The 14,471-nt window shown below is 43.0% G+C and carries 7 protein-coding genes; 1 reads left to right on the forward strand and 6 read right to left on the reverse strand.

The annotated features are described in order from the left end of the window. Positions 1-49 precede the first annotated feature (49 nt). The 6 genes from Q0R52_RS28165 to Q0R52_RS28190 form a co-directional block, all read right to left on the reverse strand. On the reverse strand, positions 50-5,674 hold the full coding sequence (locus tag Q0R52_RS28165; protein WP_295801710.1) for a hypothetical protein: 5,625 nt from the start codon (positions 5,672-5,674) through the stop codon (positions 50-52). Between the two features lie 728 nt (positions 5,675-6,402). Beyond that, complete coding sequence (locus Q0R52_RS28170) at positions 6,403-7,578, reverse strand: hypothetical protein (RefSeq protein WP_295801713.1); 1,176 nt, start codon at positions 7,576-7,578, stop codon at positions 6,403-6,405. After that, positions 7,571-8,617 (reverse strand): hypothetical protein, encoded by a 1,047-nt coding sequence (locus tag Q0R52_RS28175; RefSeq protein ID WP_295801715.1) that lies wholly within the window; start codon positions 8,615-8,617, stop codon positions 7,571-7,573. Before Q0R52_RS28175 ends, Q0R52_RS28170 begins: the two co-directional genes overlap by 8 nt. Then, entirely contained in the window at positions 8,604-10,577 is a 1,974-nt protein-coding gene (locus tag Q0R52_RS28180; protein ID WP_295801718.1) for a hypothetical protein, read from the reverse strand. Before Q0R52_RS28180 ends, Q0R52_RS28175 begins: the two co-directional genes overlap by 14 nt. Before the next feature lie 291 nt (positions 10,578-10,868). Then, entirely contained in the window at positions 10,869-12,194 is a 1,326-nt protein-coding gene (locus Q0R52_RS28185; protein ID WP_295801719.1) for a hypothetical protein, read from the reverse strand. 44 nt (positions 12,195-12,238) lie between these two features. Next, entirely contained in the window at positions 12,239-13,249 is a 1,011-nt protein-coding gene (locus tag Q0R52_RS28190; RefSeq protein WP_295801721.1) for a hypothetical protein, read from the reverse strand. Between the two features lie 471 nt (positions 13,250-13,720). Here Q0R52_RS28190 and Q0R52_RS28195 point away from each other — a divergent pair, with 471 nt between their 5' ends. Beyond that, positions 13,721-14,338, forward strand: coding sequence for a hypothetical protein (locus Q0R52_RS28195; protein ID WP_295801722.1), 618 nt, complete (start codon positions 13,721-13,723; stop codon positions 14,336-14,338). The last annotated feature ends 133 nt before the right edge of the window (positions 14,339-14,471 follow it).

The raw sequence follows: 14,471 nt of genomic DNA on the forward strand, positions 1-14,471 counted from the left end.
TCCTATTGTTATTCATTTATAAATCAAATTTCTTACGCTTCCCCGGCACTTATCCGGCTGTTATCTCAATTCTATCAATTGTATATTCTTCGTAAACCGTGTCATAGTCGGTACCGTTGTATATTTTGTAGCGGAAATAAAGCTTCAGGCTTCCCGTACTTAGTTGCATCGCCGCATTGGTGATTAGCACCGCCGAGGTATCCCCGGAGTAAATATTGACAAAATCGCCATGGGGAATAACAGTGCTGTCCGGCAGTGTCATGGTCGCCTGTACGGTATCTGCTAATTTGTCTGCCGGCAGTTTCGGATCATTGAATGGTTCCGGGTTCCTGATAATAATTCCAAGGATAGTAATGCTTCCGCTTAGCGGGTCGGTGTTGATAACGGGGTTAATAATAGTATTGACAGATGGCTCAAACGCCTTTATTTTCATGCCGCCATAAATAATCCTGTCGTATTGAACAGGGTATTGGGCAATCAATGGGGTGTCAACATCCGGGTTGCTGTTCAGCAGCGGGATTAAATCCCCGGTTACCTGGCCGGCTGTAAAGGCCAGGTTGATGGGATAGATCGCATATTTTTCGGCGCCTGGCGTATGGTCCAAAATATAGCTGCCAGCCTGCTCCTGGAAAGTGGCGAAGATGGATGACTGGAAGGTATATTTATGCACCTCTGCGGTTTGCTGGTCCTGGCCTGCGGGCTGGTACACGGCATTAAAAATGGCTGTATATAATTTCCCCGGCGAAAGGTCCGGAAATTGCCATGCTCCTTTTTTGATGTTCCGGGTGAGGTTGAGGTGGTGTTCATTGCAGCCGCCATTGGTTGCGGCCCTGTCCATCAGGTACAACAATTGCTGGTCCTGAGTCAGGGTGGTATAATTGGTGTCGTTTATTTGTTCGCTGATTGTGCTCCATACCAGCGCCGGCGTTACCTCATTTTTATAAGGATCGAGCAGGGTTACCTGCAGGCTGCTTTGAACGGCAGGCAGCCCCTGATAGCCGGCCCAATCGGAGTACATAGCATTGAGATAAGATTGGGTAAAAAACAAGCTGATCTGCGGACTATGACACAGCACCGGTTTGCTTAAATTATATCGCCCCTGCGCATCCGGAAAAGAGCGTTCAAAATCGATGTAACCGCGCAAATTGGCCACCTTGAATTCGTCTGCGCGGTCCTGCTGCAAAAGGGTTTGATAGACCGCGCTCTGCTGCTGGAAAAGCCCCACAGGCCCGGCTGTTTTAAAGCCGAATATCTGCGTGAAATTGACGCCGTTATTGCCATTTACGGAGTCGGAAGTAGTAACGGAAACAGCGAACGTGGTATCGGGCCTCCATACCGGCTGTATGGTTTTGTTTAGGTTATTACCCAATATCTGCACTTCGTTTATTACGCCGTCCAGGGTAACGTTGTTGTCTTCCTGGCTGGCTTGCAGCGCTTGTGTCAGGTAACTGATCTCGTCGATAAAGGTGTACCCTGGCTGCAATTCGGGTGGGGCCAACTCGGCCGGGATTGCCGCGCTGGCCACCAGCAAACGGTCAGCATAAATCGCAACAGTCCCCGCTGCGCGGTCAACCGAAACTAATATTTGTTTGCACTGGCTGGTAAGCAGCCTCGAATTGGTGAAGTCTAAGGTATAAGGGACAGACGCCTTTATGCCCGAAACATCGGGGCCGTTATAACAGGTTAGCCAGATATCAAATGTCGGAACGGTCGCCGGGTCGGTGTAGTTTTTCGACAGGTCACCGGGCGTTTGCTGGTAAAGGTGCAGCACATAGCCCTTCCGTAAACCCGTAGCGGGGTCGGAAGTAACTTTCGATAACAGGGTACTAATGCCCGGCTGGTATGGGTTGAATATCGCCGTTACCTCAAATGCAAAGCTGCCGCTTTCTACCCGCAATGCCGGATTGAATGGTACCACCATGCCGTCGGTATTCGACGTATAAGAATAAACGTCCTGCAGCGAAAGCGGCTGGCTGCCATCTCGCCGGTAATAGCCCGGAACTAAATCGGGGCTGCCGGTGATAAAAGCATTGGAAGTCCCAAATGAATCATGATCGGAATTAGCGCACCATTGGCCCACAATGCCGCCGGTATCGCTGTATTGCCTTTGCAGAACTTCTTCCGCCGAAAAACTCCGGTTGAACAGCAATACATACATCAGTGATTTCGCCGCATCATATTCATGGCGGAACTGTGGCGTAGTTGCCGGTAAAAACTGGTCAGGCAGTTCAAAATATCCGCCCATAACTAGGTTGCCGTTAAAATCGAGCTGGCTTTTATTAGTAAATTCGATCAGCACTTTATTTACCGGCTGATTAATATTGCTGTAGGCGGCAACCGGGTTATCCTGTAAGCATGAAAACAGCATCGGCGCAAGTGTTACATCCAACGTGATAGTCCGGCCAAAAAGGTCGCCAAGGAATTTGTGAGTGGTGGCTAGCGGGTAAATGGCCATGTCGTTGCTATTGCCTGCGAAGTCAATTTCAAAGGTCGTAACCGGGTCCGGGAATTCAATCAGCAGGCTTCCATTAACGGCATCGATCGAAAGCCTGAGTTTGGCAACCGAACCCGGGTTGCCGGCATCTTTATAAACAATGCCATCCAATCCGTTAAGCCCAAAAGACACGCCGCGGAACATTACCGTGTCATCGTCAGGATAAACGGTGTCCGGCATTTCGTTATGCCAGTTTATAATTACCTTTTTGGTTACTTCCTCGTAGCAAAAAATATCTTTGGGTTGAAAATTAAGCGCATCGAGATTGGTATTGGAATTATCGCTCCCGTTGGAGAACGTAAACATCGTCTGCGAAAGCAGCCGTATCTTGTTATAGGTGTTCGGCTTTGTAAACTGCCAGAAACCGGGGGGCTGTTTGTCAAGTTCAATAGTATTGCCGCCGGTGTTATTATTTACGATGGCAGTAACCGCTTCGTAAACATTATAGGGAACCCAGGTGCCGGAAACTGTATCCCATGCGTGGATATCGAGTTCTTTTATAGCATAGCTGTGCTTCACCGGGTTGCTGATGCCTTTTACCGGCGGCAGCAGCTCTGTATTACCCATAGGCAGCTGGCTGCCCGAACCACCCAACAGGACCTGACCCGGCGCAACCGGTTTCAGCAGTTCGATATCGATATAGCTGTCAAGCGGAATGGTTACCTGCATTGCTGCTGTAACATTGGTAAAGTCGAATTTCCATGCAGATGAACCGGGCTCAGGGATAGCATAGCTGCCCTGGTATTTGGAGGTCACATAGTTGATGGGAAAAGTTTCTCCCGACATGATGTTGAGCGCTGTCGCCGGCATATAACCTGTAGTTGCATCCGGTTCGTCCAAAACTGATATCGGTGCCAGCAGCGGGCTGTTGTCGCTGCTGATGGTCCAGCTTACGCTTAAAGTAAAATGGATATTCGGCAGCGGCCATGGCGTATGTATCTTAACGCCCAGGCGACCGGTGATATTGAACGGATGCGGCGCCTCAACCCCAAGGTAAATCTGTACGGCAAGGCCAATTTTAAACCAGAATATCTTCAGGCCTGCTTCGCCGCTAAACTGGATAAAGCCACCAATTTGTATTGGTTTAAAGCTGATCATCGCCCCCAAATCAAGGCTGGCGGCCAGCTTTACTCCGACCGGGCCAAACGACTTATCAAAATTAAATCCCGCCCCGGCCCCGGCTTTAAAGCCTTTAGCGGATATCATCACATAGGCATAGCCTTTAAACAATGTAAGTATTTTCGCCTGTATCCGGAGGCTTTCGGGCTGGTCCTGTCCCAGGTTGAGGTACCAGCCGGAAGCATTGTTAAAGAAGAAGGCCATCGCCAGCGTTCCCTGCAGCGTAAATATCTTGCCATCGAGCGAGCCGCCGGCAGGCAGGTGATAATTTACACCCAGGTTGCCGGTAAACGACTTGCTGTCGATTGCTATCAGCGCGCTAAAGGGCGGGTCGGTTTTGTCAAACAGCCCTATCCTGGACCGCAGGACACCCGCTTGTCCCTGCAGCAGGAACACTTCAGGCAGGCCGAGCAGCAGGAAGAGCTTACATGAAAAAGTAAAGCCGGCATCGAATTCCGTGGCAATGGTAATACCTGCGCCTAACGACAGGCCGTCCCTGATGGCAAATTTATCAAGTTCTACCCCTTCCAGGCCGTCCGGGTGGTTTGGTGCCTTATAATAATCCCACCAGCTTGCATCATCAGTCAGCCCCGCAGCTTTTTTTGAAGGCAGATAGTGTTTCCCCAGCAGGCCGCGGAAGCCATAAATACCCAGCCCAGTTGGGCCCAGCGGTAGCGCTGTCGACAATTCAAGGCCGATATCCACCACAAACGAGGGAATGGCAGGGTCAAGCCGCATGCCGGCGCTGCCCGATATGCCAAGTTTTGGAAGGCTCATGGCTACCGAGCCAAAATATTCTGTTCCGGCTGTCGAATCGGATATATCCGGATCCGGGGTACTTACGCTAAGATGGCCTTTTAAAATAAATGTGGCGTCTTCCGGCGAGGCGTCCCCGGGTTCGATGATATTGATGTCGATACCGTCGATGCGGATGAAATTGTCAAACGGCTTGCCGGCACCATCGTCGATGGTAAAATAATATTTTATCCCGTTGCCGGCAACGGATACCCCGGCATTTCCGGTATTCAGCATACCGTCGAAGCCGATGTAACGGTAGTGGCGCTCCACACCATTTAATATTTTGCTGTAACTGCCGAGCGAAAGGTGAGATACTTCCATCTTAACCGGCCCAATCTTTATCGTAAATGCTTTTGGCAGAACAAGTCCGCCGCCGGCAAACTCGATGTCGCCATCGTCCCAGATACGCAGTTTAGTGATGTTGATGCCTTTGGGCAACACTTCGCCCAGCACAGGTATATTTGCAATAAAATCCAGCGTTCCCGCTACCTCTATATAAAAGCCCTTGGGCTGCTGCTCTCCGAAGGTTAACGACCGGATGTTTAATGTAAATACGCCCGGGAAAGTAATTGGCGGAAAATTGTCTGATGACGCAGTTATTGAAAAGTCGCCACTATCCTTGAAGTGTACCTGGATACCGATTTTTGAGGGCGCGCCGTTGGAAGTGTATTTATCGAGGGAGATATAACCTTTTATATCGCAGTCGACAATGGTATTTTGTTTAAATGTAATGGAAAATCTATCGAGACCGACAGAAAAACTATTGAACTTGCGTTGGATAGCGTGGCCACTGCCATCAATGGCGATGTTGCCGGAGATGCCGCCAGTACCAATTAAAAGATTAGTTCCGGTTATTGACGCGCTTACCTTGTCAGGATCATCTGTTCCAAAGTTGTTAAAACCGATTGTGGCTTGCTGCACAAAAAGACCGACAAAGTCATCGGGATAGCCTGCGGCTGTAGCTTCCGGAATATTAGTGGTCTTTGAAACGTCTAATATTGCACCGGTAAACCCAATAATAAGTCCCGTATTTCCAATTTGAGCTTTGGGATGGGTAACAGGGAAAGTAACACTCAGATTGTCTTTGAATCCAAAGCCATTTACTGAATCAAAATATAGTTCACCAATTCCAAAAATCAGTTCCGTCTTAATATTGACATCCTGTTCAATCTGGCCATCAGCCTTTATGGGAACGAGAATTGTCCTTGGGATTTCTAAAGCGGCTGACAGTTGAACATCGGCTGAAATAAATGGAATAAACATATTGTTTAAACTTCCGATCACGTCCAGACCTAAAAATGGAAAAAACAGTTGGCTTAAATTATTAAGGCTGTCGGTTAAAGTTTCACTACTTGAGACATATAAGTTAAATAAGACATCGTATAATTTGACGTCCGTATTTTGTTGAAAAACTAGCAAAATATCACTAATTGCCGTTTCAAAGTCAGGATCCGGTGGAAAAGGAATGTTTAAATCTGGATAGTTCTGATTAACTTCTATTATAAACTGACCGACTTGGTCTGAAGCATCTACAAATGTTTCTATTGCCAAAGACAACAAAACATGGTCGTCAATTCTGGTAATTTTCAATAACAATTGATGGAAGGCATCTGCTTGAAATGAAAAGTTCGAAATTTTAAAATATCTTAAATATTGTAAAATCCCTAATTTAAAACTCAATGAGACGGGAATAACGCTTATGTTGTTATTCGGATCCTCAAGATCAGGATTTAATTTAATAACCAATCCTGTTCCAGGTATTTCCAGATGCAAGAGCTGGGAATAGCTTATTAGATCCAAAACAAATACATAAGAACTCCCATCAGATGATTTTTCAACTTTCAAATTTCGGAAATAGATTTTGTCGAGAAGTTCGTCTAAACTATCTCCAATAAAATTTAAATTTTCCGGCAGTTGATCTGTCGTAATAATTGTTGAGAGAGATGGATAAAAGCTATTTGCCATAACTATTATTTTTAGCTTTAGTATCTTTATTGGTAAAATGAATGATGGTTGATGAATACATATTTACCTATTAAGTCAAAATTCGCCCCTTTGCTTTTTGGCCTTAACACCTTATCAAGTAGCCGGCCTGAAACTTTATCGATCACGAGGAAATAGCCATCATCCGGAGTTGTTGCCAAAATATACGCTTTAAATAAGCCCCAATATTTAGCGTTTTCAAAATGCCAGATCAACCTGTTCTTAATTACGTCCACACAGGACAGGTCATTTTGATTATTATAGTTAGTGACGTATAATTTTCCATTTTCGACCTTGTTTAACGGGCCATTATCAGTGCCGGAGAAAAACTTCTTCCATGGAATTTTTCCTTTTATGTCACCGGTATGTAGATTGATTGTATAACAAGCATTGTTTCCCGGCGCAATAAGGTTATTCCCATCGTTTTCCAAATTTGTTCCATCAAATAAATTGTCACTTTCACTAGGAATCCTGGTTAACCAATCTATTTTAAACTTTTCCAGGTTATAACTGCTTATTTTTAAAAATCCATTTATTGTTTCGGTAAAAATCAATTTGTTACCGATAACTGCACTTCGCCCCTCCATTGGAGCACTATGATATTTGTATTTCCAAATCAGTTGCTGGGTTAGGATATCGAACACAAATATGCCGTTCATACTCGCAATGATTGCCTGATTTTTGTACAGCATTACCTTATTTGCGTAAAACAAAGTGTCATTGTATTTTTTAAAATAATCGGTTAAAGCACCGTCGGAACATAAAGATTGCATAAAACTTAATCCAAAAGCGCCAAAGTACAGGCAGCCGTTTCGATACTGGTCGATCGCAGATATACTTGGTAACACCAGCTTAACGTTATTAAATTCACGTTTATACCTCGGATTCTGCATACTTTGAATAAAAAAGTACTTATACATTCTATTGTTTATTTGTTTACTCCAAAGCCCTACCAGCGTGTCGTTTATAATATTTAGTCGTGTGGAATGTTCATATGTTGTATCACGACAAATTAATTTCAGTTGCAATGCCTTAACGATCCTTTCCTCAAATATTTGTTGTTCCTTAGTTTGAGGTTTATCTATATTATAATAGACAACGGCCAGCACAATTAAAAAAAATGCTGCTACCATTGCTATCGGCATGATCAGATATTTTATAGTTTTTATTAAAAGATTATTCATAAAAAACTTTTTTCAAATACCCTGTAGTTGTGAGGTAAGCTAAAAAAATAGTTACGTCCCTGTCTTGGTTAGCATCTGCAATTGCCTTTGCATGTCCTCTTTTCATGGTTTTCGCGAACACGGTATCCTTTAAGGAATAGCTATAATCCAGGTTATCAATATCTTGCGCTACATCGTCATCATAGAAATATTGATTCGGATACAACATGCCTAAAGGAATCTGAACGCGGGCTCTCGCTCCATATCTAAAATGTAAATTAGCATTGGACCCATCGGTTAGGTTTGAATCATATTGATCTGTATATACAGGTATATAGGCCACATCTACAACAAGATCATATCCGGCAAAAAGTCCTCTCTTGTTAAAGATGGCGTTCTCCAGCGCTAACCCGTCAGCATAGTCTGGGTTACTATAAACCGAGTAGGCTATTGAGGCTTGTTCAGTAAAAATAAATTGCTTATCAAATTTCCAGGCATCAAACCCCGTCCTTGGCAGATTTCTATATTGCCCGTAGAGCAGTCTATTAAACTGGGATATTGCATAATTGGCAATGGCTACGTTCAAAGCGCCAAGTAGATCCTGTAAATTTCGAAAACCCAGCTCTGAATAAAGATCTCCAATTAGTAATCTCCAGTCTTCCACCGTTTCCCCCCTATCATACGCATCTGCAAGGTCGCTCACCAAATAATACGCGCCAAATAACCACTGGGTTTGATGCTTCCGGTAAGTCACAAGTATTTGTGTATAATGATAAAAGTCCGAAACCTGCTCAAACGGCATTAACCTATTTTGCATATTGACAGGGTCTTTTAATATTGATATTACAGCATTTTTCCAGTATTGGTTGCAGCTTTCCCTATCAGATTTAAGCCATTTTCCATCAGTCCTTTTCCATGTTGCTAAGCTAGTTGCCGTGCCTCCAGCATTCTTGTACTCTGTAAAATTATGATACTCAAAGTTTTGCTTTGGGGGTTCAGCTCTTTTTCCTTTAAGCTTTGTCAAATTCTGTAAGGCGAGTGAACTGCTAAAAAGTGCCATAAGTAAGTAGGTTAATGTTTGTGGGAACCTCTAAGGTTTGAATCGTGTCACCGGTAATATAGAATCCGATCAATTTCAAATCGAGCGAAGTGTAAAATAAACCTCTGTCATCCGTTAAATTTTGTTTATCAGATACGCTAATATAAATGGGATAATTTTGTAATAAACTGCTGCTATTTGAAATTTGAATTAAGTTAGCCCACTCAGCAACCGTGATTGTAAAACCTAAAAGTTTTCTAAAATCAGGAACATTCATTGTTTCAGCGAGATCATTGTATCCTGGCTTAACCTGCAAAACGTGCAGATCGTTACCGGAAGAAACTAAGGTCATATTTAGGAAATTTGAGCCGTTCTGATTTAGAGATATATCTTCAAAATAGTTTTGACTGTCCTTGAACGTTTTGTGATCACTTGTAGGCGATAACATACTTCTCTGGCTATCAACTGTATTAAAAACTGAAGGGACGCCTGTTAGTGTTATGTTTGATCCATCAAAATCCATTACCAAACTAAAAACCGCATCAAAATTTTCGATATCTGTGGCATCAACATAAATATTTTCATGGAATACCTTGGTTTTATAAGAAGAATTTAAATAATCAAAATTTAAAGAAGTATTAAACAGGCAGTCAATGCTATCTGTCTTTCGTATTTGCGTCGGTAAGATATCGGGAAGTGACGAGTCATGGTTTTGTTTAACGAACTTAATTAGTACGTATGAACTTAGTAAGGCATCCGAGTTCCACGGCAAAGCTATTTTGAATTCATTTGTATAATTCGAATCTATTTCAAGTGTTTGAAACATCTCCCACTTTACATATTCATTGGGGAAATCACTTGAAGGAATATAAGCTTTGTTAAAGAACACCAGGGGAACAGGGTTATCTCCGTTACCACAGGGCAGTTGCAATGAAAGGGTTTGAAATTTTAACGCAGTTGACTCAAAATCTGTTGAATCAATTGTTAATATAGGCCAGTTGCTTTGGTAATAGTCGACAACTGAATAAGAGTCCATTTCCCCTTTTTTTATATTCAAATTTGTTGTATTGTCTGTGCTGGAAATCCCATAGTTTTTAAAAAAGTTTAAAGAAAAATTAAACTCATTTCTTATATCCAAATAGCATAAATTTTTATTGACAAATTTCACTAATAAATTACTATACAAATCATCTCCTGTCAGCTCACTTTGTGCACCGTTATTTAATAATAACAACGAATCGATGTAAAAACTTCCAAAAAATGCACAAGGATCAATAAAGGATGTTATACTTTCTTTATTGAACCAATGATCGAAAAAGTCTTTTTGTGAAAAATCCGGGTCAAGTGATTTACACTTTATTATGGTGACAGCATTCCTCATTAGCTCCAGCGTGGGCAGATAAAACATAGATTGAGTTATCACCTCAAAACCTATTGAATCTTCATCAAATTTCCCAATAATACTTCCACCTTTAATATTCCATATTTGGACATTTCCAAACGTTGTGACGAAAATTTCTTCTATCGGAGTAGCGTCAGGTAAATTATTTATCGCAGCATCAAGTCCCAAAATTTCTTTTGAAGGACTCCCTTCCGAATTCGTAACTTGATAAGCGTTCCAAATTGCGTCTGCCAAATCATTCGTTCCTTTCGAAACTATATCGATATCGTTATCCGCAATTAGACTATCTTTTCTAATGCCTTTATATATGAAGTAACTTATTTTAGGAAAGTTAAATGGGGGATGATCTATTGGCTTAAGAACGATGTTTAGCAAATCATTATCTTCGCTCTGTTCCTGAACAAAAATTTGTCCGTTACAAACAGCGATGGCGTTTATTTGATCGCTAGCAATATGCTTACTTGTAACCTGGAATTGTTCATAGTCAACTCCGTCCAGGGTAGTGTTTATGGCGGGGCCAAATGCATCGCCACTTTGCACAACTAAGTCACCAATGTCAGCGAAAAAATAACAGCTCATAAAAAAATGTTTACGTTTATATATACCTATTCTTTATCCCCTTAAAACTGTAATCCCAATCAACAATAAAATTCACGCTATTATTTGCTGGATAAGCAATAACATCATTATCTCCGCTAAGGATTGACGTTGCTCTGTGTTCAGCAAATGAAAACGCGCAACAAAATCTACCCTCACGCTGCGTATTTGCTGCATAGGCGTTGAAGAAAAACGAGTTCGGTGCATATTTCGCCATTACTTCCATAGTTATCGTATTACGTGTTTTCGTTCAAGCTTATATACCCTATCGCCTTAATTAACCACAATCACGGCCGTTGCCGTCGACCGGGTGTATTTTAAGGTACCTACCTTATAAGCATTGGCCGGAGTATGTAAATTATTGTGTATTTGCGTATTTGCGTTTATTGTATTTACCGAAACCTGGGTGCCGCCTGTGTTTACAAAATCGGTACCGCTTTGGCTCATGGTGCCGCCTTTATAGGTAGTTAGTGTAACTGTGAAATCGCCCGACACCGGCTGACCGAACCAAACAGCATACAAACCCACTTCAATAACATCTGGCAACCCGGTGTGACCTGCTATAAACTGGTTGACCCCTACCAAAACATTTTCGCTTCCAGTAATTGTCTGGTTGTCAGTTTCCCACCATAAATAGGCATTGGTTCCGGGGGCAGTATCCGGGGGCAGTGTGATATTCGGCTGGCCATACCCAACGTAAATAAAGTCGTCCGTGGTTCCGTTATTTTCAAAACCCACCATAATGTCGAGATCGGTGCCGCCGTGGTCCCAGGCATACTTGACGGTCATGGAATCAAAATCACTGCCAATTGGCACGCTGGTACGGGTGATATAAGATATCGTGGCACTGGCAACATCATAAACCAGCTTAATGATCGTAGTAAGGTCGGCTTCAGCATGGCTGCCATTGGCACCGCCCACAAGGTCACTAGTGAAGTTTGTACTTGTACCCAAATTATCCCCGATTATTGAAGGCAGATAACTCCCTGCGCTGCCGGAAAGCGTCATTTGGGAGGCAAAGGTCTTTAATGAAAACGCTCCGGATAAGGTGACAGGGGCGCTAGCCCTTCCATCAATATAAAATACAAAACTTGTTGATTCCGGATAGTCGGTAAGCAGTTTGGCAATATTAAATTCAAACCGCCAGTTTAATGTGGATTGGTCGATAAAGTCGGATGCAAGAATCAAAGAATTGGCTGGTTCGCTTTCTGCAGGGACAATATTTACACCCGAGTATGCCGCTACGTGGTTATCGGCCACCTCTGCATTATCGATAAGCCCAATCACATTCAGGCTGCCGTTATTAAAAAAATCAACTACCAATATGCCTGCGCCTTTGCAGGCTTCGAACCCAAGTTCCTGTGTGCCAGACCAGGCACTATTATATAAAACTCTTACACCTATTGTATGTACACCGCAAGTTACCTGCTCGGCAAAGTTATCGCCCTCAGCTTCGATTATTAAGATACCGTCAAGGTACCATTCGTACGCCTTCACGAGCGCCTGGTCATCCGGGTTGTTGAACGCCATCTGGAAGCTGGCCGTATTGTCGCCAAAGACACGCCTGCCGCTGATGGTAAATGCTGGACTTTGAGGCATATTTATTTATAATTTAATAGTGTGGTACACTAGTTTTATTAGCTTTAAGAAATGACGATCGCGTTCAGGACAGCCTTCACTGTGCCTGTCACACCGTGAAATTGAATGAGCAGGTTCCCGCTTTCATCAGAAACAGTCTGCGTAAAATCATATTCAAATGCTCCCGGGTATGGTTCCATAAGATGGCTTGATTGATTTGGCGATGTTCCAACTACCATTATGGTGGAGCTGTTACTCTCGTCTGTTTCAGCCGTACACACCTTAATCGTATACTGTTTATTTACCGTCAGCCCGCCAATAGTAAGGCTAAGGGTATGGGTGTGATCAGAAACGTACCATTGCGTTTCGAGTACACTATCCGGAAAGTTGGCGTTTTCGAAACTTCCCGAGATACTCGCACCGTTTGCGCCGTCACTTCCGTCGGATGTTCGCACGATCGTCATCCCGGAGGCATCGCCTGCCGCCGTATCAAGCGACATTGGAGTTGTTGAAGTACCTAACAGGAAATTATTCCACCCTGAGATTGCGGTAGCCGATCCGTAGGTAAGATTAATTTGGACAGCCGGAGCCGGCGGCGGTACTTCAGTGTCTCCGAGATCGCCGCTTAGCCACCAAAGATCCGTGCCACGTTTTACCAGGCTGGCCCAGGTATATTGGGTACGCAAACTTACTTTTCCGTCGGCAGACTGGACGGTTACGCCGGTATCGCCCTGGATAGTGGTCTGACCTGTCCCTGATTGCGTAAGCAGGATTTGGGTCCCAACAGGAAAGGCTACGTCCGAATTGGCAGGTATAGTCACCATGTTTAAGGCCGACAAATTCATGTCTATCGCCTTGTCGGTGAGTGCCAGAGTATAATTGCTGCTCTTTATGTCATAAATAACCAGCCCTCCGCCCGCGCTGCCCCCTGACCCGAGGATGTCGACCATTTTTTGCATAATAGTTCCGAGGTCCGAGGCCGATATAGCCGGCGACACAGGTGTAATCAAATGCTCCGCCATCCAGGCAGCAAGCTGCTCTTTGTTGGTGACCGCAGGTAAACCGCTTAAATCCATAGGTAAAAAGAAAAAGTCTTGTTGATTAATTATTTCAGTTTAGGTTAAAGGCCTCAAATTGCGAAGCCTTATCAAAGTTCAGGTTCTCTTGTTAATTAAACACTTCTTTACGATCAATTCTCTCTCATAAATACAATATCTATGAAATAAAATTCACCTACACGCAAACTCTGGATATATATGAGTTTGATTTTATCTTATCGTTAAAAAATTATTTTGATTCTTTCATATCTGTGACTTGTTTAGGACGTGCAGTAAAACTAAATTCTTTTTTTTTAATTTCAAATTAAAAATAGATTTATTTTTTATTGTGAGAACCTAATAATAAATACCGTAAAAAAACACTGTATATTTCATTTGAGAATTTAGGGGTTTGTTTGTTTAGAGAAACTTTATTTTTTCCAAGATGTTCCCAATGTGCATTTTGTCATTGCTCATATCCTCATACATGCTCCGAAAAAATACTTTTGTTTGCTGCATAAGATTGGTTATCTCTTGTTGAGAAAAGAACCTGTCCCTGACGAAAGCCGGCATGTGCAGATGCTCTGCCAGCCACCCGACCAGGATGATATTTTTTTCAACGAGTATCCCCGATCGCGCTGCGTCCGGAAACCGCCCGACAAAGGTTTTAAAGGTGATATAAGGCATCAAAACGAAAATCATCAGTTATTGGACAGGGAATTTCAAAGTTTTAAATATCGGAGAATATGGTTATTCGGTCCGGCGATAGACTGGGCGGTATGGGCTTGGTGGGATTACGGCAGCGCCAGGGAACGTGTTTTTTTGTGCACGATTTTCCTTTTATTATTGTTTACACTTATTAATTTCTGGCTGTTTGAACGATTAAATAATGAAGTGTATAAACTTGACAATTTCAAACCGGATTTTCGCGGAACACACTTTGCAAGAGCGGCAATAGCCAGGTTTTATTACAGCTTTATATATACCGCGGCAGTCTTTTTTAAAGTCAGCGTAAAATTTGAAAAGTTAAAATATACCAGTCCGCCTTTATTGGCCTGGTTTTTCTTTAACTACCTGGTAGGGTTCTTTTGTATTTTCTTTATCATCAACGCCATATTAAAATTTTGAGAAGTTACAATCCTGAACTGCTCCATCACTAGGTAAATAATTGCCACCGCCCCCTCATGGTCATTCCGTGCGGATAACCTTTGGATAGGTGGCGCTGAACTAATTTGATAATATTGCTTTACACTTGATAAGT

Source organism: Mucilaginibacter sp., from assembly GCF_025359345.1.
Lineage (GTDB): Bacteria > Bacteroidota > Bacteroidia > Sphingobacteriales > Sphingobacteriaceae > Mucilaginibacter.

What these genes read in the sequence shown, in the direction of transcription:
- Q0R52_RS28165 (WP_295801710.1), bottom strand. Translation starts at nt 5,674, where the DNA reads ATGTTTATTCCATTTATTTCAGCCGATGTTCAACTGTCAGCCGCTTTA.
- Q0R52_RS28170 (WP_295801713.1), bottom strand. Translation starts at nt 7,578, where the DNA reads ATGAATAATCTTTTAATAAAAACTATAAAATATCTGATCATGCCGATA.
- Q0R52_RS28175 (WP_295801715.1), bottom strand. Translation starts at nt 8,617, where the DNA reads ATGGCACTTTTTAGCAGTTCACTCGCCTTACAGAATTTGACAAAGCTT.
- Q0R52_RS28180 (WP_295801718.1), bottom strand. Translation starts at nt 10,577, where the DNA reads ATGAGCTGTTATTTTTTCGCTGACATTGGTGACTTAGTTGTGCAAAGT.
- Q0R52_RS28185 (WP_295801719.1), bottom strand. Translation starts at nt 12,194, where the DNA reads ATGCCTCAAAGTCCAGCATTTACCATCAGCGGCAGGCGTGTCTTTGGC.
- Q0R52_RS28190 (WP_295801721.1), bottom strand. Translation starts at nt 13,249, where the DNA reads ATGGATTTAAGCGGTTTACCTGCGGTCACCAACAAAGAGCAGCTTGCT.